The organism is Pseudomonas sp. S30 (genome assembly GCF_016518545.1).
In the GTDB taxonomy this organism is placed as follows: Bacteria; Pseudomonadota; Gammaproteobacteria; order Pseudomonadales; family Pseudomonadaceae; genus Aquipseudomonas.
Map to the genome: position 1 here is coordinate 1 of NZ_JACVTO010000009.1, position 20126 is coordinate 20126.

The 20126-nt window shown below is 63.2% G+C and carries 24 protein-coding genes; 9 read left to right on the top strand and 15 right to left on the bottom strand.

The features are described from left to right. Positions 1-77 precede the first annotated feature (77 nt). Positions 78-359, bottom strand: a complete 282-nt coding sequence (locus tag IAE34_RS11910) for an HU family DNA-binding protein (RefSeq protein ID WP_200139159.1) — start codon at positions 357-359, stop codon at positions 78-80. A gap of 390 nt (positions 360-749) precedes the next feature. Between IAE34_RS11910 and yejK the strand changes: the two genes are divergently transcribed. Beyond that, entirely contained in the window at positions 750-1757 is a 1008-nt protein-coding gene (yejK, locus tag IAE34_RS11915) for a nucleoid-associated protein YejK (protein WP_200139160.1), read from the top strand. Here yejK and IAE34_RS11920 read toward each other — a convergent pair. Next, positions 1738-2058 carry a GIY-YIG nuclease family protein gene (locus IAE34_RS11920; RefSeq protein WP_442793224.1) on the bottom strand — a complete coding sequence of 107 codons (321 nt, stop codon included), beginning with the start codon at positions 2056-2058 and terminating at the stop codon, positions 1738-1740. The two genes, yejK and IAE34_RS11920, sit on opposite strands and share 20 nt — an antisense overlap. A gap of 54 nt (positions 2059-2112) precedes the next feature. On the opposite strand from IAE34_RS11920, the gene IAE34_RS11925 reads away from it, so the two are divergent. Next, complete coding sequence (locus IAE34_RS11925; RefSeq protein ID WP_200139162.1) at positions 2113-2982, top strand: hypothetical protein; 870 nt, start codon at positions 2113-2115, stop codon at positions 2980-2982. Positions 2983-2989: 7 nt separating this feature from the next. Here IAE34_RS11925 and IAE34_RS11930 read toward each other — a convergent pair whose 3' ends face one another. The 3 genes from IAE34_RS11930 to IAE34_RS11940 form a co-directional block, all read right to left on the bottom strand. Beyond that, positions 2990-3457, bottom strand: a complete 468-nt coding sequence (locus tag IAE34_RS11930) for a nuclear transport factor 2 family protein (protein WP_200139163.1) — start codon at positions 3455-3457, stop codon at positions 2990-2992. Positions 3458-3559: 102 nt separating this feature from the next. Beyond that, a complete protein-coding gene (locus tag IAE34_RS11935) occupies positions 3560-4837 on the bottom strand; it encodes a CynX/NimT family MFS transporter (RefSeq protein WP_233631110.1) in 1278 nt (425 codons plus the stop codon). Between the two features lie 14 nt (positions 4838-4851). Beyond that, positions 4852-5511, bottom strand: a complete 660-nt coding sequence (locus IAE34_RS11940) for a FadR/GntR family transcriptional regulator (protein ID WP_200139164.1) — start codon at positions 5509-5511, stop codon at positions 4852-4854. 135 nt (positions 5512-5646) lie between these two features. On the opposite strand from IAE34_RS11940, the gene IAE34_RS11945 reads away from it, so the two are divergent. Next, the gene (locus IAE34_RS11945; RefSeq protein WP_200139165.1) at positions 5647-6837 is read left to right on the top strand and encodes an alkaline phosphatase family protein; all 1191 of its coding nucleotides are present in this window, start codon (positions 5647-5649) and stop codon (positions 6835-6837) included. 43 nt (positions 6838-6880) lie between these two features. Here IAE34_RS11945 and hisC read toward each other — a convergent pair whose 3' ends face one another. The 10 genes from hisC to IAE34_RS11995 all read right to left on the bottom strand — a co-directional run bounded on the left by hisC (position 6881) and on the right by IAE34_RS11995 (position 14819). Further along, positions 6881-7927: a histidinol-phosphate transaminase gene (gene hisC, locus IAE34_RS11950; protein ID WP_200139166.1), complete on the bottom strand. Its 1047-nt coding sequence runs from the start codon at positions 7925-7927 to the stop codon at positions 6881-6883. Between the two features lie 2 nt (positions 7928-7929). Next, the gene (gene hisD, locus IAE34_RS11955) at positions 7930-9252 is read right to left on the bottom strand and encodes a histidinol dehydrogenase (RefSeq protein WP_200139167.1); all 1323 of its coding nucleotides are present in this window, start codon (positions 9250-9252) and stop codon (positions 7930-7932) included. Positions 9253-9379: 127 nt separating this feature from the next. Beyond that, positions 9380-10015, bottom strand: a complete 636-nt coding sequence (gene hisG, locus IAE34_RS11960) for an ATP phosphoribosyltransferase (RefSeq protein WP_200139168.1) — start codon at positions 10013-10015, stop codon at positions 9380-9382. Between the two features lie 102 nt (positions 10016-10117). Then, entirely contained in the window at positions 10118-11383 is a 1266-nt protein-coding gene (murA, locus tag IAE34_RS11965; protein ID WP_200139169.1) for a UDP-N-acetylglucosamine 1-carboxyvinyltransferase, read from the bottom strand. A gap of 24 nt (positions 11384-11407) precedes the next feature. Continuing rightward, positions 11408-11647 (bottom strand): BolA family protein, encoded by a 240-nt coding sequence (locus IAE34_RS11970; protein ID WP_028689666.1) that lies wholly within the window; start codon positions 11645-11647, stop codon positions 11408-11410. A gap of 118 nt (positions 11648-11765) precedes the next feature. After that, entirely contained in the window at positions 11766-12068 is a 303-nt protein-coding gene (locus tag IAE34_RS11975) for an STAS domain-containing protein (protein WP_200139170.1), read from the bottom strand. Then, entirely contained in the window at positions 12065-12718 is a 654-nt protein-coding gene (locus tag IAE34_RS11980) for an MlaC/ttg2D family ABC transporter substrate-binding protein (protein WP_200139171.1), read from the bottom strand. Before IAE34_RS11980 ends, IAE34_RS11975 begins: the two co-directional genes overlap by 4 nt. 9 nt (positions 12719-12727) lie before the next feature. Continuing rightward, a complete protein-coding gene (gene mlaD, locus IAE34_RS11985) occupies positions 12728-13213 on the bottom strand; it encodes an outer membrane lipid asymmetry maintenance protein MlaD (protein ID WP_200139172.1) in 486 nt (161 codons plus the stop codon). Beyond that, positions 13213-14010 carry a lipid asymmetry maintenance ABC transporter permease subunit MlaE gene (mlaE, locus tag IAE34_RS11990; RefSeq protein WP_200139173.1) on the bottom strand — a complete coding sequence of 266 codons (798 nt, stop codon included), beginning with the start codon at positions 14008-14010 and terminating at the stop codon, positions 13213-13215. The genes mlaD and mlaE overlap by 1 nt, the downstream gene beginning before the upstream one ends. Then, positions 14010-14819 carry an ATP-binding cassette domain-containing protein gene (locus IAE34_RS11995; RefSeq protein ID WP_200139174.1) on the bottom strand — a complete coding sequence of 270 codons (810 nt, stop codon included), beginning with the start codon at positions 14817-14819 and terminating at the stop codon, positions 14010-14012. The genes mlaE and IAE34_RS11995 overlap by 1 nt, the downstream gene beginning before the upstream one ends. 245 nt (positions 14820-15064) lie before the next feature. Between IAE34_RS11995 and IAE34_RS12000 the strand changes: the two genes are divergently transcribed. From IAE34_RS12000 to IAE34_RS12025, 6 genes are all read left to right on the top strand, one after another. Beyond that, on the top strand, positions 15065-16039 hold the full coding sequence (locus IAE34_RS12000; RefSeq protein WP_200139175.1) for a KpsF/GutQ family sugar-phosphate isomerase: 975 nt from the start codon (positions 15065-15067) through the stop codon (positions 16037-16039). After that, complete coding sequence (locus IAE34_RS12005) at positions 16040-16564, top strand: KdsC family phosphatase (RefSeq protein WP_200139176.1); 525 nt, start codon at positions 16040-16042, stop codon at positions 16562-16564. A gap of 14 nt (positions 16565-16578) precedes the next feature. Next, positions 16579-17151 carry an LPS export ABC transporter periplasmic protein LptC gene (gene lptC / locus IAE34_RS12010; RefSeq protein ID WP_200139177.1) on the top strand — a complete coding sequence of 191 codons (573 nt, stop codon included), beginning with the start codon at positions 16579-16581 and terminating at the stop codon, positions 17149-17151. After that, a complete protein-coding gene (gene lptA / locus IAE34_RS12015; RefSeq protein ID WP_200139178.1) occupies positions 17138-17662 on the top strand; it encodes a lipopolysaccharide transport periplasmic protein LptA in 525 nt (174 codons plus the stop codon). Before lptC ends, lptA begins: the two co-directional genes overlap by 14 nt. Beyond that, positions 17663-18388 (top strand): LPS export ABC transporter ATP-binding protein, encoded by a 726-nt coding sequence (gene lptB, locus IAE34_RS12020; protein WP_200139179.1) that lies wholly within the window; start codon positions 17663-17665, stop codon positions 18386-18388. It begins immediately after the preceding gene. Between the two features lie 172 nt (positions 18389-18560). Beyond that, positions 18561-20054, top strand: a complete 1494-nt coding sequence (locus IAE34_RS12025; RefSeq protein ID WP_200139180.1) for an RNA polymerase factor sigma-54 — start codon at positions 18561-18563, stop codon at positions 20052-20054. Positions 20055-20126 lie beyond the last annotated feature (72 nt).

Here is a 20126-nt window from a genome sequence, read left to right on the forward strand (position 1 = left end):
CGCCCCCCCCACACCCCCCCCCATAAAAACCCCCGCCCCGGGGCGCGCGGGGCGCGGCTTCAGTCACGCCTCGACAATTACTTGTTGACGGCGTCGCTCAGGCCTTTGGCCGGTACGAACTTGACGACTTTCTTGGCCGCGATTTCGATGGCTTTGCCAGTCGAAGGGTTACGGCCGGTACGGGCAGGACGCTCGGAGACTTTCAGTTTGCCGATGCCTGGGAGGGTGATTTCGGCACCGTTCTCCAGTTGGTCGGCGACGATCTGTCCCAGTTGCTCCAGCGCGTTGCGCGCGGTGGATTTCGGCGCGTCGATGGCTTCGGCGATGTCGGCAATCAGTTGGTCTTTGGTCAATGCCATGGTGGTGTTCCTTCCCTATCAAATCAGAGGTATGCAGTGTGTTTCGTCGCTATCGGGCCTGCACGGACACGCCGGCCAGCCTCGCCAATCGCGAATGTAGATGCGCAAATCGGCGTTTGGTTCGACACGAGGCGAGCGAACTGCCAGCAATGCGCCACCCCAAGGGGCGCAAGACCGCGCCACGCTAACACAGGCCAGGGCAAATATCCGCTTGCTGCGTTGTTTTTATTGAGGATTTTCGGGAGCTTAGGCAAATGGCGCGAGTTTTTGCGCAAAAAACGCACAAGACCTGCCGGTAATGCCATTGGCATCTTCATCGGCGCCCACCTGCGTTAAACTGGACGACTTTGCCGCGCGGCTCTTCACCGCCCATCATTTTCAGAGAATTCCATGCCAATCCGTCATTGCATCGTTCACCTGATCGACAAGAAGCCCGATGGCAGCCCCGCCGTGCTCCATGCGCGGGACACCGAACTGGCTGCATCGGACGCCATCGAAAACCTGCTGGCCGACCTCAACGACAGCTACAACGCCAAACAGGGCAAAGCCTGGGGATTCTTCCACGGCGAGTCGGGCGCTTATCCACTGAGCGGCTGGCTCACCCAGTACCAGAACCAGGAGCAGGACTTCACTGCCTTCAGCCGCATGGCGGTGGAGCACCTGCAGAAGCTGATGGAGGAGTCCAACCTCTCCACCGGTGGCCACGTCCTGTTCGCCCATTACCAGCAGGGCATGACCGAGTACCTGGTCATCGCACTGCTGCACCACAGCGAAGGCGTGGCGGTGAATGCCGAGCTGGACGTGACCCCCTCGCGACACCTGGACCTGGGTCAATTGCACCTCGCTGCCCGCATCAACCTGTCGGAATGGAAGAACAACGCCCATTCGCGACAATACATCTCGTTCATCAAGGGCAAGAACGGCAAGAAGGTATCGGATTACTTCCGTGACTTCATCGGCTGTCAGGAAGGCGTCGACGGCCCTGGCGAGACCCGCACGCTGCTCAAGGCCTTCAGCGACTTCGTCGAAAGCGAAGACCTGCCCGAAGAGGCCGCGCGGGAGAAGACCCAGACACTGGTGGACTATGCGACCAGCCAGACCAAGCAGGGCGAGCCGATCACCCTCGAAGAACTGTCGAGCCTGATCGACGAAGACCGCCCCAAGGCGTTCTTCGATCACATTCGCAACAAGGACTACGGCCTGTCGCCGGAAATCCCGGCGGACAAGCGCACCCTGAACCAGTTCCGCCGCTTCACCGGCCGCGCCGAAGGGCTGTCGATCAGTTTCGAGGCGCATCTGCTCGGGTCGAAGATCGAATACGACGAAGAAGCCGGCACCCTGGTGATCAAGGGCCTGCCGACCCAGTTGATCGATCAGCTCAAGCGTCGCAAGGATTGAGCGCGCTATCGAGGTGAGTCACACCATGGGAGGCCACTAGCGCCTCCTTGGCCGACTTGCGCAACTTCTTCACCAGCCGCTCCTGACGCAGCGCCTGGCCCTTGTCCGGCCACCGCTCGACGTACACCAGCGCCTGCGCCGGGCTGGTCTTGAAATAGCGCGCGCCCTGCCCCTTGCAGTGCTTCAGGAAGCGGCGCTGCGGGTCGTCGCTGATACCGCAGTACAGCGAGCCATTGGCTGCCCGCACCAGGTACAGGTACCAGGGCTTGGTCTCCCCAGCAGGAATTGCATCACTCGCCACAACCATCGTCCGTGTCACTAGTGTCGAGAGCCCATGAATGTCGAGGGCTCAACCATGTTCAAGAAATCGACGACGCTGCTGTTCGTCGCCACGCTGATGACGATTCGGGCTGCCGAAGCCGCACTGGGACCAGAGACGGCGGCGCAGATGCAGTACCATTACGACACCACTGCGAGCGACTGCGGCGGCCCGGCCGAGCCTGCCCACCACTGTTCGGGCCTGTTGCTGCGCGCCACCAAACCCTCGCCCAACTACCACACCTGGCATCATAGCCCGAACAGTCGCGAAAAAGGCGGCGTCTCCTTCACCTATCTGCGCGCCGATCTGCCCATCACGGCACTGGCCGCCGACGCCCGCAGCGGCTTCAGCCTGCATCCGCACATGGAGCGCCCGCGCGGTTCGCTCGCCTACCAGGTGCTGTGCAACTGGCCTACCGATGGCGACACCTGGACACGTGATCGCCAGGGCTGCGGGGACAACAGCACCACAACAGACAACGAGCGCTTCTGTCACGAGCAGGGCATCGACACGGCCCAGGCCTGGATCGAACACTTCCGTCGCACCGGCGACTACAAGCAGCAATGCGCCTTCGATGGCCGCCAGACCCGCGGCAACGAGCGCGCTGACAGCTTCGCACAGGCCTTGGCGGTCCAGCGGCAATACGCCAGTGAACTGCCATTTCCCTGGAACGAAGTCATTGTGCAGGCCTGGGACGAAGAGCAGTCGCAGCACCTGCCCATCCAATCGTTTTTCCATGTCGAGGGATTGAGTGGCGCCTTGGAGCAGGCACAGGCGGATCAGAAGGACTGGTACGCCACGTATGGCACCTATGTGCCGATCATTCGCCTGAAACTCCCCAATGACGCCGAGGAAAAAGCGCGGTTCAGCTATCACCCCGAGGAGCAGGCCGTGCCCGCCTCGTGAGCGTCGATCACTGCCCCTGGAACGCGCGCAGGCCACTCAAGGCCTGCGCCCGGACCTTGTTGCGCAGCAGCGGCGTCCAGCCCAGCAGGAGGCCGGGCGTGCCGAGTGCCTGGCGCGACCAGCGCCACAAATCGAAGTGATCCTCGTGCCGGCAGATCAGGCCGTCGCGAATCACGAAACGTGCCTGGATATCGTTCGTCACCTGCCGCCCGCTCGGGCCGAACAGGTAGGTCGCCACCCAGTGCGCGCTACCACCCTGGGCATCGGCACGCACGGTGTCGAACACCAGCGAAAAATCCTTGGCCCGGCGCGTGAGCATCCGCCACATGTCGCCGACGTCCTGGCCGTGCAGCGTGCCGAATGCCGGATCGCTGAACATGATGTCATCGCTGTAGCAGGCCACCATGGCCTCGGCGTCGAGGCGCTCGAAGGCCTGGTAGAAACGGGTGATCAGATCACTGTGGGCATCGGTCATGGCGCAGGTCCGTGGACGGAATCGATGGCGTCACGATAATCCGCACAGCGTCCGCGCGCCATGTTCATTTGCCGGCTGAATGAACGGCCGGGCTGCGCAGGCTCAATCAGCAGTGCGTTCGCTGGTCACCTGCACATGCAAGGCCCTTCCGGCTCCCAGTCCGAAGACGATCGCCCCCAGGCCCAGCACGGCGAAGATCCAGCCGATCGCCGCCCAGCCACCGGTCAGGTCATGCACCAGCCCAACGGCCAACGGCCCCAGCGACGCCAGGGTGTAACCGACGCCCTGGGCCATGCTCGACAGGTTCGCCGCCACGTGCGAGTCCTTCGAGCGCAGGACGATCAAGGTCAAGGCCAGGGCGAAGGTTCCGCCCTGCCCCAGCCCCAGCAGCACCGCCCAACCCCACAGTCCTGAAACTGGCGCATAGAGGCAACCGAACAGGCCGCACAGGGTGGTCAGCATCACTACCACGATCATCAGGCGCTGGTCCTTGCCCCGGGTGGCCAGCCAGGGTGCACCGAGGGAACTGATCAACTGCACCAGCACCGATCCGGACAGCACCAGGCCTGCCTCGGTCGGACTAAGCCCTCGGCCGATGAGGATCGAGGGCAGCCAGCCGAACACGATGTAGGCCAGCGACGACTGCAAGCCCATGTACAGCGTGACTTGCCAGGCCAGCGGGTCACACCACAGTCCCCGCACTCGATAGGTCGCCCGGTGCGCGCCATGGCCGTGGCGCGCCTGAGGCGACCACACCAGCATCGCCAGTAGCGCCGGTAGCGCCCAGATACCCAGCCCCCACGCCCAGCTGTCGCCCAGCGCACGGCTCAGCGGCACGGTGCTGCCTGCCGCCATGGCCGCGCCGAGGCACAACGCCATGGTGTAGACGCCGGTGAGTGTGCCGGCATGGGCGGGAAAGTCGCGCTTGACGATACCTGGCAGCAATACACCGATGATGCCGATACTGGCCCCGGCGATGACGCTGCCGAAAAACACCCCGCCAACCCCGAGGGTGCTGCGTACCAGCATGCCCAGCGCCAGGATCACAAGCACTCCGAGAATCACCCGCTCACTGCCCAGGCGCCGCGCCAGCACCGGCGCCAGCGGGGCGAAGAGCCCCAGGCACAGCACCGGCAACGTGGTCAGCAATCCGGCTGCCGAGCCGCTCAGGCCCAGTCCTGCCGACACCTCGCTCAGCACGGGCGCCATGCTCGACAGCGCTGGACGCAGATTGAGCGCCACCATCACCAGGCCCAATAGCAGCAGCCAGGGCCGGCCAGCCTGAGTCAGCTGGTTCTGGACTTGCTGATCGTCCGCCTCGGCATCGATCAGCCATTCAGGTTCACGGGTGGATGCACCCGACATGGATCGTTCGGACATGGAAATTCTCGTTCTCAAGAGGCGATGAGCTGGCGGCTGAGCCGTTTGGCGCCAGGGGTGTCGCGGCGTTCGATGGCATCGAGTATCTGCCCATGCAGTTCGAACACCGCCTGGCAGCGCGGGGTGGTGGACAGGTTGTGCTGCAAGGCCGCCGCCACCACCGCGGAGAAGTAGCGGTAGAGCTCGCTGAGCGCGGGATTGTGGGCGGCGTCCACCAACCGCTGGTGAAACACCAGGTCACGCTGGACGTAGGCGTGGATGTCGCCCTGATAGTGCGCGGCGCTCTGCGCCAGCGCCGCGCGCAGGCTCAGCAGGTCGTCTTCGGTCCGCCGCTGTGCGGCCAGGCCAATGGCTTCGGCCTCGAGAATATGCCGAGTCTCGCGGGCGTGCTCGACGCTGCAGGCCGCCATCGCCTGAACCGCCAGCAATGGATCCTGAAGTGCGCGCAGGTAACTACCGTCACCCTGGCGGACCTCCACCAGGCCGGCGAAAGCCAGCACGCGTATCGCCTCACGCACGGTATTGCGGCTGATGCCCAGTTCGCTGGCCAGCTCGGGCTCGGTCGGCAGGCGCTGGCCAACGCTCCAGCGCTCCTGCCGAATGAGGTCGCGCATCCGGTCCACCGCAAGCTCCACCAAGGACCGCCGTACCAGTTCGACAGGTGTGCCACTCATCCAGTCACCCAATCATCCGATGAATTTTTTAGTTTAGCGCATTCACCTCACTCACCCCAACTGACGTTTCTGCCAGTTGAGCCAGGGCATGACGTCCACGCATGCTCGATCGGAAACCTCTCGGAGCGTATAGCGATGTATCTGCCACTGATCCGACTCATGGCAGCCGTGCTGTTGGTTGCCTGTAGCGCCGCACAGGCCCAGGCTGGGCAGGAAAAAACCCTGATCATCGGTATCGACGGGGTGCAACTCAGCCAGTACGAGCGGCTAGGTCCTGATGCCAACCTGCACCGCCTCAGCTACGCCAAGGCCTATGCCGGCGGCGTCATCGGCAAGCCCACGCAACAGCCGACGCTCAGTGGCCCCAGCTGGATCACGCTGCTGACCGGTGTCTGGGCCGACAAGCACGGGGTGATGTCGAACGATGCACAGTGGCGACTGGACCCCCGCTACCCCAGCGTGCTGAAGCGCCTGCGCCAGGCACGGCCCGACGCGCACATCGCCAGCGTGGTCAATTGGTCGCCGATCAACAGCGCCTTTCTGGCCGATGAAGTCGCAGCCTTCGACGTCGTCGAAAGCGGGCTGTCGGATGATCGCGTCGTCGAGCGCGTCACCGCGATCCTGTCCTCGACGCCCGCGGACCTCACCTTCGCCCATCTCGACGAACCCGACTCCGTGGCCCATGAATACTGCTTCGGCGACGCTTATCAGACTGCACTGGCCAATAGCGATAGACGCCTGGGAATGCTTCTGGACCAGGTTCAGGCGCGCCAGCAGCGATTACCGAAAGAGCGCTGGCTGGTCCTGTTGACCACCGATCACGGTCGTGACCCGGCTGGCTGTGGGCACGGCGGTCAATCCGAGTCGGAGAAAACGGTATTCATCGCCGCCAATCAAAGCCTGAACGCTGAGCTGACCGACCCTCGTCCGCCAGCGGACAACCCAGGCCCGAATGGCCTCTACGGCTACGCTGCGCAGACGTCCTTGGCGCCGACGGTGCTGCGCCACATGAACCTGGAGCCACGGCGGGCCTGGCTGCTGGAGGGCTCGCCACTGCTCGGCGCCACCGGCGTGCGCAAGCTGCGGGTCGATGAGGCCAGCCACCAGTTGCGCTGGTTCAGCGAGGCCAGCACCCGCGTGCAGATCTTCAGAAACGGTCGACGGGTGGCCCAGCCGGAGGCCGCAAGACAGGTCTGGACAGACCCTGACACCATGGCTGGGGTCAACGACTATGTGGTGGAGCTGGATGACACCCCGGTAGCGGTACGCAACGCGGCCGCGCCATCCGAGCGGGCGAAAACACCATCGGACGACGCTGGTCGATGAAAAAACCCCGCCAAGGCGGGGTTCGCTTCATGCGCCGTGCCCGTCAGGGCAATGCGTCGAGCAGCGCCTGGTTCATTTCCGGCGTGCCGATGGTGATACGCAGGAACTGGGCGATGCGCGCCTGTTTGAAGTGACGCACGATCACGCCCTGCTCGCGTAGACGTGCCGCCAGTTGTGCAGCGTCATGCTGCGGATGACGGGCGAAGATGAAGTTGGCCGCCGAGGGCAGCACCTCGAAACCTCGCTGGCTCAGTTGTTCGATCAACGCCTCGCGGCTGTCTATCACCTGGCGACAGGTCTGTTGGAAGTACTCGTGATCGTCGAAGGCGGCCGCCGCGCCGGCGATCGCCATGCGGTCCAGCGGGTAGGAGTTGAAACTGTTCTTGATCCGCTCCAGCGCCTCGATGAGGTCCGGGTGCCCGACCGCCAGACCGACCCGCAAGCCGGCCAGCGAGCGCGACTTGGACAGCGTCTGGGTCACCAGCAGGTTGTCGTAGCGCCCCACCAGGGCGATGGCCGTTTCGCCACCGAAGTCGATGTAGGCCTCATCGATCACCACCACCGAGTCGGGGTTGGCCTGGAGCAATTGCTCGATCGCCGGCAGTCCCAGCAGGCAGCCGGTCGGCGCATTGGGGTTGGGCAGGATGATCCCGGCATTGGCACGCTGGTAGTCACCGACGCGAACCTGGAAGCCCTCGTCCAACGGCACGGTCTCGAACGGGATGCCGTAGAGCCCGCAATAGACCGGATAGAAGCTGTAGCTGATGTCCGGGAACAGCAACGGACCTTCATGCTGGAACAGGCCGTGGAAGATGTGCGCCAGCACCTCGTCCGAGCCATTGCCGACGAAGACCTGCTGCGCAGTGACGCCATAGTAGTCGGCGACCGCCTGCTTGAGCCGGTCACCGTTGGGGTCGGGATACAGCCGCAAGTCGTCGTTGAGCGCCTCGCGCATGGCCAGCAGGGCCTTGGGCGAAGGGCCATAGGGGTTCTCGTTGGTATTGAGTTTCACCAGACGCGCCAGCTTGGGTTGCTCACCGGGTACGTAAGGCACCAGATCCTTGACGAACGGGCTCCAGAAACGGCTCATGTTCACTCCCCTTGCTTGTCGAGAATACGGTATTCGGCACTGCGCGCGTGGGCGGTCAGCGACTCGCCACGGGCCAGCACCGAGGCCGTGCGGCCCAGCTCGGAAGCGCCCTGCTCGGAGCAGAAGATGATCGACGAACGCTTCTGGAAATCGTACACGCCCAGAGGCGAGGAAAAGCGCGCGGTACCCGAGGTCGGCAGTACGTGGTTGGGGCCGGCACAGTAGTCGCCCAGCGCCTCGCTGGTGTGGCGCCCCATGAAGATGGCGCCGGCGTGGCGGATCTGCCCGAGCCAGGCCTGCGGGTCGGCGACCGACAATTCCAGGTGCTCGGGGGCGATGCGATTGGCCACCTCGATGGCCTGCTGCATGTCGCGCACTTGAATCAGCGCGCCCCGACCGTTGATCGACTTGGCGATGATCTCGGCACGTTCCATCGTCGGCAATAGTTTGTCGATGCTCGCAGCCACGCGCTCGAGGAACTCGGCATCCGGACTGACCAGAATGGCCTGGGCGTCCTCATCGTGCTCGGCCTGGGAAAACAGGTCCATGGCGATCCAGTCCGGATCGCTCAAACCGTCGCACACCACGAGTATCTCCGAGGGGCCGGCGATCATGTCGATCCCGACCTGGCCGAAGACATGGCGCTTGGCCGTAGCAACGTAGATGTTGCCGGGACCGACGATCTTGTCCACCTGCGGCACGCTCTCGGTACCGTAGGCCAACGCCGCGACCGCCTGGGCGCCACCCACGGTGAACACGCGGTCGACACCGGCGATGCAGGCCGCGGCCAGCACCAGTTCGTTGATTTCGCCACGGGGGGTCGGCACCACCATCACCACTTCGCCGACGCCGGCGACCTTGGCCGGAATGGCGTTCATCAGCACGGATGACGGGTAAGACGCCTTGCCGCCCGGGACATACAGGCCGGCGCGGTCCAGCGGTGTGACCTTCTGTCCCAGTACCGTGCCGTCGGCCTCGGTGTACTGCCAAGAATCCTGCTTCTGTCGCTCGTGGTAGGCCCGTACACGGCCGGCTGCGGTCTCCAGCGCCTCGCGCTGGGCCGGGCTGATGCGCGTCAAGGCCAGCTCGAGGCGCTGGCGATCGAGGATCAACTCATCGATGGAGGTGGCCGTCACGCCGTCGAAGCGCTGGGTGAACTCGACCAGCGCCGCATCGCCGCGCTCGCGCACGGCCTTGATGATATCCAGCACCCGCTGGTTGACCGCCTCGTCGGACACGCTTTCCCAGCTCAGCAGATGATCCAGATGGCGCGCGAAGTCCGGATCAGCGGCGTTGAGACGGGCTATTGCAGTGGACAGGGTCATGGCGAGGGCCTCGTTATGAATGACGGATGCTCAGGCGCCCTAGGCTAGCAGTCCATCCGCGCGGGCACCTGAGAAAGTGGTCGGAACGCGCGAGGACCGGCGCGACAGCGGAGGTCGCGCGCAGAAGTCAGCCGCGGTGTCGGGATTCGACAGCCTGGCGCAGGGTGTCGATCAGATGCTGGATGCGGGCGTGCTGCATTTTCATCGACGCCTTGTTCACCACCAGGCGCGAGCTGATCGTCGCGATCAGCTCCTGGGGCTCCAGGCCATTGGCGCGCAGGGTGTTGCCGGTGTCCACCACGTCGATGATCTTGTCGGCGAGGTTGATCAGCGGTGCCAGCTCCATCGAGCCGTACAGCTTGATGATGTCGACCTGACGCCCCTGCTCGGCGTAGTAACGCTTGGCGACGTTGACGAACTTGGTGGCCACCCGCAGACGCCCCTTGGGTTCGGCAGCGCCGACCACGCCGGCGGTCATCAGCTTGCACTGGGCGATCTGCAGGTCCAGCGGCTCGTAGAGCCCCTGACCGCCGTATTCCATCAGCACGTCCTTGCCGGCCACGCCCAGATCGGCAGCGCCGTGCTCGACGTAGGTCGGCACATCGGTAGCGCGCACGATCAGCAGGCGCACGTCATCCTGCGTGGTGGGAATGATCAGCTTGCGGCTCTTGTCCGGGTTCTCGGTCGGCACGATGCCGGCTTCTGCCAGCAATGGCAGGGTATCGTCGAGAATACGGCCCTTTGAAAGCGCGATGGTCAACATTGCAACGTTAGTCCTCAAGCAGCGACTGGCGACCGGGTCCATGACCCGATCGTGTTCGATTCGGCAGGCACTTCCCTGTGCCGATCACTTGCAGAGGGCGACTCAGCCCGGCACTCGGCGGATCTTGGCGCCCAGCATCTGCAGCTTCTCTTCGATGCACTCGTAGCCGCGGTCGATGTGGTAGATCCGATCGATCAGGGTATCGCCCTCGGCGACCAGCGCCGACAGCACCAGGCTCGCCGACGCACGCAGATCGGTGGCCATCACCGGCGCACCCTTGAGCGCAGTGACGCCCGTGACGATGGCAGTGTTGCCTTCGACCTGGATCTGCGCACCCATGCGGTGCATTTCATAGACGTGCATGAAACGGTTTTCGAAGATGGTCTCGATCACCGCACCGGTGCCCTCGGCAACGGCGTTCAGGGAAATGAACTGCGCCTGCATGTCGGTAGGGAATGCAGGATAAGGCGCGGTACGCAGGTTCACGGCCTTGGGCCGCTTGCCATGCATGTCCAGCTCGATCCAGTCGTCGCCGGTGGTGACCTCGGCCCCGGATTCCTTGAGCTTCTCCAGCACCGCTTCGAGAATGGTCGGATCGGTGTCCTTGACCTTGACCCGGCCGCCAGTCACTGCGGCGGCGACCAGGTAGGTACCGGTCTCGATACGGTCGGGCATCACGCGGTAGGTGGCCGAGTGCAGACGCTCCACGCCATCGATGGTGATGGTGTCGGTGCCGGCGCCGTGAATCTTCGCACCCATGGCGATCAGGAAGTTGGCCAGGTCGACCACTTCCGGCTCACGGGCGGCGTTCTGCAGCACGCTGCGGCCTTTGGCCAGGGCAGCGGCCATCATGATGTTCTCGGTACCGGTCACGCTCACGGTGTCGAAGAAGAAGTGCGCACCGCGCAGGCCGCCTTCTGGCGCCTTGGCCTTGATGTAGCCGCCCTCCACCTCGATGTTCGCGCCCATGGCCTCCAGCCCGCGAATGTGCAGGTCGACAGGACGCGAGCCGATGGCGCAACCGCCCGGCAGCGCGACCTCGGCTTCGCCGAAGCGGGCGACCATCGGCCCCAGCACCAGGATCGAGGCGCGCATTGTCTTGACCAGCTCATAGGGCGCGACCAGCGTCTTGATGGTGCGCGGGTCGATCTCCACGGCCAGCTTCTCGTCGATCACAGGCTCGATGCCCATGCGACCGAACAGCTCGATCATGGTGGTGATGTCGTGCAGGTGCGGCAAGTTGCCGACGGTGACAGGGCCATCGGCCAGCAGGGTCGCCGCCAGGATGGGCAACGCCGCATTCTTGGCCCCGGAAATGCGAATCTCGCCATCGAGACGCGCGCCACCAGTAATAATCAGTTTGTCCATTTCAATCTCGCCGCCAACGTTGGCTCAGGTGCGCTCAGCCCAGGCTGCGCTGCTGAAGAATTTCATCGTTACCGCATGGATGCTGCCGTTGGCGATCCACGGATTCAGGTGAGCATAGATCGCCTGCTGGCGCTTGACCGGGCTCTGGCCGGCCAGCTCGTCGCTGATCACGTTCAATTGGAAGTTGCAGCCTTCACCCTCGACTTCGACACGGGTTCCCGGCAGTTTCTCTTCAAGAAAGCTCTTAACTTCTACGGCCTGCATGCTCAACCTCAATCGGCGCCCAACGCGCGCGGGTCGGCCATGATACAAAAAAGCCCCTCGCCTGCGAAGCCCATACATGGACGCGCTGACCGAGGGGCCCTATCCCATCGCACGGCACTCAGCCGGCCAATACCGCGTCCAGGTCGTAGACTTGGGCAATTTCCTGCATGCCGGCGGGCATGCCACGCACTTCGCAGACCTTGCCGCCGCCCTGCCCGTCACGGATGAAGGCCAGCAGCAGGGACAGCCCTACGCTGCTGGACTTGCTCACCCGAGAACAATCGAGCACCAGACGAGGCCCCTCACTGGCGGCGATCAGCGCCTTGCCCTGCTTGCGCAGGGCCGGTCCGCTGCGATAGTCCAGTACCCCGGACAGGCACAAGGTACCCGGTTCGGCCATGCTCACCGAGGCATCAGTCATTTGACCGCCTTCTCGGGCGAGGCATCGGCGGTCTGCTTGGCCTTGGCCACTTCACCGGCCCAGCCATCGATGGTCCGGTCCAAGTCATTGCCGTTGCGCTGCATGGCGTCGGCGAACTGGTCGCGGAACAGCTTGCCGATATTGATGCCGTTGACGATGACGTTGCGCACCTTCCAGTCGCCGCTGATGTTTTCCAGGGTGTACTGCACGGGATAGACCGCGCCGTTGTTGCCGGATACCTTCATGCCGACCGTGGCACGTTCGCCGTCGTCGGGCCGGGCGGGGTCCACGCTGATGCCCTGGTTGTCGTAGTCCAGCAGTGCATTACCGTAGAACTGGAACAGGCTGCGCTTGAAATTTTCCTGGAAGCGCTGCATCTGCGCAGGGGTGGCCTTGCGCGAGTACTTCACGGTCATGATGCTTTTGGAAACGCCCTCGGCATCCACGACCGGTCCCAGAATACGATTGAGGGCGTCGTAGAATGCCTGGGGGTTGGCCTTGTACTGTGCCCGATTGGCCTTGAGGTCGGTCAGTAGCTCGGTGGTGGTGCTCTGCACCACATCGCGCGGGGATTGGCCCGGCGCTGCCTGACTCATCAGAGGCAGGGCAGCCAACACGACCAGCAGACCGCGTCGCAGAATCGAAATCATGGGAACTCCTCAATTAGCGGGTTGGGCTTCCTTGGGTTCCTTGCCAACGGTGTTGAGCAGGAACTTGCCAATCAGATCTTCGAGCACCAGGGCCGACTGGGTGTCATGGATGGTACTGCCTTCCTTGAGCACCTTGTCCTCACCGCCAACACTGATGCCCACGTATTTCTCGCCCAGCAGCCCGGCGGTCAGGATGGATGCGGTGGAATCGGTCGGCAGGTTGTCGACCGACTTGTCCAGTTGCAGCGTGACTCGACCGGTGAACGAGTCGCGATCCAGATCGATGGCCGTGACCTTGCCGATGGTCACACCGGCCATGCTCACCTTGGCTCTGACAGTCAAACCGGCGATATTGTCGAAGTAGGCGTAAACTTTATAGGTATCGCTGCTCGGGCTCGCGGACAACCCGCTGACGCGCAGGGCCAGCAGCAGCAGCGCCAGGATTCCGGCCAGAAGGAACAGGCCGACACCGATTTCCAGGGTGCGGTTTTGCATCAGAAATCTCCAAACATCAAGGCGGTCAGAATAAAGTCCAGACCCAGGACTGCCAGCGAGGCATAGACCACGGTCCTGGTGGTGGCACGACTGATCCCTTCTGAGGTGGGCTCGCAGTCATACCCTTGGAACACGGCGATCCAGGTGACGACGAAGGCGAACACCAGGCTCTTGATCAGGCCGTTGACGACGTCATCGCTGAACGAAACGCTGTTCTGCATGTTGGCCCAGAACGAGCCTTCGTAGACCCCGAGCCAATCCACGGCGACCCACGAGCCACCCCAGATGCCGACCACGCTGAAGATCAGCGCCAGCAGCGGCAGCGAGATGAAACCTGCCCAGAGGCGCGGGGCCGCGATGTACTTGAGGGGGTCCACGCCGATCATTTCCAGGCTGGACAGCTGCTCGGTGGATTTCATATTGCCGATTTCGGCAGTCAGCGCCGAGCCTGCACGTCCGGCGAACAGCAGCGCCGTGACCACTGGTCCGAGCTCGCGCAGCAGGGTCAGGGCGACCATCTGACCGACGGCCTGCTCCGAACCGTACTTGGCCAGGATGCTGTAGCCCTGAAGCGCCAGCACCATGCCAATGAACATGCCGGACACGACGATGATGGCCAGCGACAGCACGCCGACCGAATAGAGCTGGCGAGTCAGCAGTTGAAAGCCGCCGCCGATGCCGCCTCGTCCGACCAGGGCATGGAACAGGAACAGACATGAACGCCCCAGCACTGCCAGCACGTCGATAGCCGCCCGACCGAACAGGCGGATGCGTTCCACTATGGATTTTCTACGCATCAGCGCGCCCCCAGCAAATCGGCGCGATAATCAGGCGCGGAGAAGTGGAAAGGCACCGGACCGTCCGGATCACCATTCATGAATTGGCGGATACGCGGGTTGTCCGAGCCCAGCAGTTCTTCAGGAGTGCCCTGCCCCAGAACCTGGCCGTCCCCGACCACGTACAGATAGTCGGCGATGCTCGCCGTCTCGGCCAAGTCGTGGGACACCACGATGCTGGTGATCCCCAGGGCGTCGTTGAGCAAGCGGATCAGGCGCACCAGGACACCCATGGCGATCGGGTCCTGGCCCACGAAAGGCTCGTCGTACATCAGGATCTGCGGATCCAGCGCGATCGCCCGAGCCAGCGCCACGCGACGCTTCATGCCACCGGACAGTTCGTCGGGCATGAGCTCGAGGGCACCACGCAACCCCACGGCCTGGAGCTTCATCAGCACGATGTCGCGAATCATCTCGTCGGGCAGGTCGGTGTGCACGCGCAACGGGAAGGCCACGTTCTCGAACACATCCAGATCGGTGAACAGGGCGCCGCTCTGGAACAGCACGCCCATCTGTTTGCGCGCATCGAAAAGGTCGCTGCGCGACAGTGCCGGCAGGTTTTTCCCGGCCACCCACACTTCACCGCTGGCCGGGCGCAACTGCGCACCCATCAGCCGCAGCAGCGTGGTCTTGCCACACCCGGAAGGTCCCATGATCCCCGTCACCTTGCCGCGAGGGATACGGATGTCGACATCGCTGAAAATGCTGCGCGAACCGCGTTTGAAGGTGACGCCCTTCAACTCGACCGCGTAGGCGCTATCCGAACTCATCTAGACTCCTTGCTAGGCGGCCTGAGCATCATGGACGCCGGCCCTCTTGCAGAAGACACGTGCGCCAGCGGCCCAAGCCAAACAGCCGCGGACTATAGCACCGCGCTAAAAGCTCCCCAAGGCCCTTTCCCAGGCCATTCAGCCGCCGTACAGCCAGCGCTGCCCTCTCCTACGACAACGGAAGGATGAGGGTTTCTCACATTGTCGCTATAATCGACGCCTTTCCCTCTGACATCGTTCTAGACATGAGCCAATCCAGCGAGCTGATCCATTCCGCACAGCGCACCCTGAGCCTGGAAATCGAAGCCGTTCAAGGCCTGCGCGCCCGCATCGACGACCAGTTCGTCAAGGCGTGCGAATTGATCCTCGGCAGCAAGGGACGCGTCGTGGTGGTCGGCATGGGCAAGTCCGGTCACATCGGCAACAAGATCGCCGCGACGCTGGCCAGTACCGGCACCCCCTCGTTCTTCGTGCACCCGGCCGAGGCCAGCCACGGCGACATGGGCATGATCACCCGGGACGACATCATTCTGGCGCTGTCCAACTCCGGCAGCACCGCTGAAATCGTCACCCTGCTGCCTTTGATCAAGCGCCTGGGCATCCGGTTGATCAGCCTGACCGGCAAGACCGAATCGGCCCTGGCACTGGCGGCCGACGTCAACCTGGACGCCAGCGTCGGACAGGAAGCCTGCCCGTTGAACCTGGCACCCACCTCGTCCACCACGGCGGCCCTGGTGCTGGGCGATGCGCTGGCCATCGCCCTGCTCGAAGCGCGCGGCTTCACCGCCGAGGACTTCGCGTTCTCCCACCCAGGCGGCGCCTTGGGTCGTCGCTTGCTGCTCAAGGTGGAAGATGTCATGCACAAGGGCGACGAACTGCCTCAGGTACAGCGCGGCACGCTGCTCAAGGACGCGCTGCTGGAGATGTCGCGCAAGGGCCTGGGCATGACCGTGGTGATGGAGTCCGATGGCCGTCTGGCCGGGGTCTTCACCGACGGCGACCTGCGTCGCAGCCTGGACCGCAGCATCGATGTCCACCGCACACTGATCGACGAAGTGATGACGGTGCACGGCAAGACTGCGCGGGCCGAGATGCTCGCGGCCGAAGCGCTCAAGATCATGGAAGACCACAAGATCAGCGCGCTGGTGGTGGTGGACGAACAGAATCGTCCGACGGGCGCCCTGAACATGCACGACCTGCTGCGTGCCGGAGTGATGTGAATGAACCAGGACCTGATGCAACGCGGCAAGGCCATCAAGCTGGCGGTTTTCGATGTGGATGGCGTGCTCACCGATGGCCGTCTGTACTTCCTCGAAGACGGCAGTGAATTCAAGACCTTCAACACCCTGGACGGTCACGGTATCAAGATGCTCATGGCATCGGGCGTCACCACCGCCATCATCAGCGGCCGGAAAACCCCCGTGGTCGAGCGTCGTGCCCGCAACCTGGGGATACCCCACCTGTTCCAGGGGCGCGAAGACAAGCTGGTGGTGCTCGATGGATTGCTGGCCGAACTCGGGTTGCACCATGAACAGGTGGCCTACCTGGGTGACGACCTGCCCGACCTGCCGGTGATCCGCCGAGTCGGCCTGGGCATGGCGGTGGCCAACGCCGCCCGCTTCGTACGCGAACACGCCCATGGCGTCACCCAGGCTCGCGGCGGCGAAGGTGCCGCTCGCGAGTTCTGCGAACTGATCATGCAGGCCCAGGGGACCCTGGACGCTGCCAATGCTCACTACCTGTAGTCGTAGGCCCAGACATGCTCAGCAAGAAAATCCGCAACGCCATCGTGCTGATGGCCATCGCCGCCGTGCTGGTGGCTGTCGGCTATTGGAACATCAGCCCCGAAAGTTTCCTCGACGAGCCCGAGGCGCAGGTCGATGCGAATGCCATCGACTACTACGCGATCAACGCGCATAGCGTACAGTTCCTGCCCGACGGCGGCCTGCAGTACGACATGACCGCCGACAAGGTCGAGCACCTCAAGGCCAGCGAGGTCACCCTGGTGACCACGCCGGACCTGCACATTTTCCGCGGCACCCAGTTCCCCTGGCACGTGCAGAGCGTGCGAGCCGAGGTCAACCCGGACGGTACCGAGGTCGAATTGATCGACAACGTGCGCATCGCCCGCACCGACGAGAAGCAGCGCGACATGCTCATCACCAGCAGCCGCATGACAGTGTTCCCACAGAAGCAATATGCGCAGACCGAGCAAGCCGTTAGAATCGACGGCGCCGGTGGCACGACCACGGGCGTGGGAATGAAAGCGTATTTGGAAGACGGCAGGATGGACCTGCTGTCCAACGTAAGAGGACAGTATGAGGCTCGTTAAAACCCTCCCCCTTTTGCTCAGCCTGAGCGCAGCATTGGGAAGCGCGAGCGCCCTGGCCCTGCCGAACGACCGTGACCAGCCTATCCGCATCCAGGCGGACAACGCGCATCTGGACGACAAGCAGGGCGTTGCCACCTATACCGGCGACGTGATCATCACCCAGGGCTCCATGATGATCAAAGGCAACACCGTGACCATGACCCGCGCGCCCTCCGGCGACATCGACGTCGTCACTTCGGTGGGCAACCTGGCCTATTTCGAGCAGCAGCAGTCCCCTGCCAAGCCCGACAAGATGAAAGGCTGGGCCGTCACCATCCAGTACCAGGCGCAGAAGGACATGGTGATCCTGACTGACCGCGCCAAGGTGGAGAACGAAGGCAACACCACCGAGGGCGAGAAGATCGTCTACAACACCAAGACCCAGGTGGCCACCGCAGGTCGTGGCGGCAAGGTCACTCAGCCTCGCCAGCGTATCGACATGGTGATCCAACCCAAGAAAAAGGCCGAATAGATGGCAACCCTCAAAGCTCAGCACCTGGCCAAGAGCTACAAGGGCCGCCAGGTCGTGCGCGACGTGAGCCTGTCCATCGACAGCGGGCAGATCGTCGGCCTGCTCGGCCCCAACGGCGCCGGCAAGACCACCTGCTTCTACATGATCGTGGGCCTGGTGCAAGCCGACCAGGGCCGTGTGCTCATCGACACCCATGACGTCAGCCACCAGCCCATGCATGGTCGTGCGCAGGCGGGCATCGGCTACCTGCCGCAGGAGGCTTCGATCTTCCGCAAGCTGTCGGTGGCCGACAACATCATGGCCATCCTCGAAACCCGCAAGGACCTGGACCGGGACGGCCGCCGCCAGGAATTGGAGAGCCTGCTGCAGGAATTCCACATCAGCCACATCCGCGACAACTTGGGCATGAGCCTGTCCGGCGGCGAGCGACGTCGCGTCGAAATCGCCCGGGCACTGGCGACTTCGCCGAAGTTCATCCTTCTGGACGAACCCTTCGCGGGTGTCGACCCCATTTCCGTGGGCGACATCAAGCAGATCATCCATCACTTGAAGGCCAAGGGCATCGGCGTGCTGATCACGGACCACAACGTTCGTGAAACCCTGGATATCTGCGAAACGGCCTACATCGTCAATGATGGTCAGCTGATTGCCGAGGGCGACGCGGAAACTATCCTGGCCAACCAACTGGTCAAGGAAGTCTACCTGGGTCATGAGTTCCGCCTGTGACGGTGGAATCGGCCTGGAGCACTGTAAAAAGCCGTTGACATGGGCTTAAGTGTTACAGTGCTCTAGGCAAACGCTACAATTTCAGGCATATAACTTGCTTAAGATTTGGCGCTCCGGCGCCGTGTAGTGGATGGCGCATGCGCGCCGGCGAACAAGGTATTAAGCCCCAGCCATGAAACCATCGCTCGTCCTAAAAATGGGCCAGCAACTGACGATGACCCCGCAGTTGCAACAGGCCATTCGTCTGCTCCAGCTTTCCACCCTGGATCTCCAGCAGGAAATCCAGGAAGCGCTGGAATCCAACCCGATGCTCGAGCGCCAGGAAGAAGGCGACGACTTCGACAACAGCGATCCGATGGCCGAGAACGGCGACAGCAAGCCGGTTGCCGAACCTCAGGACACCAGCTTCCAGGAAAGCGCCGGCAGCGGTGAATCATCCGAAGAGGGCGAGTGGAGCGAACGCATCCCCAGCGAGCTGCCAGTCGACACGGCCTGGGAAGACATCTACCAGACCAGCGCCAGCAGCCTGCCAAGCAACGACGACGACGAGTGGGATTTCACCACGCGCACCTCGGTTGGCGAGAGCCTGCAGAGCCACCTGCTCTGGCAGCTCAACCTCGCCCCGATGTCGGACACCGACCGACTCATCGCCGTCACCCTCATCGACAGCATCAATGCGCAGGGCTACCTCGAAGACAGCCTCGAAGAAATCTGCGTAGGGTTCGACGCCGAACTGGACATCGAACTGGATGAGGTGGAGGCCGTCCTGCACCGCATCCAGCAGTTCGAACCGGCGGGTGTCGGTGCCCGCACGCTGGGCGAGTGCCTGCTGCTGCAGTTACGACAATTGCCGGCCAGCACACCGAAAATGGCCGAGGCTCAACGCCTGGTCACCGACTACATCGATCTGCTCGGCAGCCGTGACTACAGCCAGCTGATGCGCCGCATGAAGCTCAAGGAAGATGAACTGCGCCAGGTCATCGAACTGGTGCAGAGCCTCAACCCGCGCCCTGGCTCGCAGATCGAGTCCAGCGAGCCGGAGTACGTGGTGCCCGACGTCATCGTGCGCAAGGACAGCGATCGCTGGCTGGTCGAGCTGAACCAGGAGGCGGTTCCGCGACTGCGGGTCAATGCCCAGTACGCAGGATTCGTGCGCCGCGCCGACACCAGCGCCGACAACACCTTCATGCGCAACCAGTTGCAGGAGGCCCGCTGGTTCATCAAGAGCCTGCAAAGCCGCAATGAAACGCTGATGAAGGTCGCCACGCAAATCGTCGAGCATCAGCGCGGCTTCCTCGACCATGGTGACGAAGCCATGAAACCCCTGGTGCTCCATGACATCGCCGAGGCGGTGGGCATGCACGAATCGACCATCTCGCGGGTCACGACCCAGAAATACATGCATACGCCCCGTGGCATCTATGAGTTGAAATACTTTTTCTCGAGCCACGTGAGTACTGCCGAAGGCGGCGAATGTTCGTCCACGGCGATCCGCGCAATCATCAAGAAACTGGTTGCGACGGAAAATCAGAAAAAGCCATTGAGTGACAGCAAGATCGCTGGTTTACTGGAGGCACAAGGCATCCAGGTTGCTCGTCGCACCGTCGCCAAGTACCGCGAGTCGCTGGGCATTGCACCGTCCAGCGAGCGCAAGCGACTGATGTGACGCCGGATGTGCCACAGCGTTTCAGTGGCAGGTGCAATACCTGCCTCTTTATGCACGGCAACGAAAGGAGAG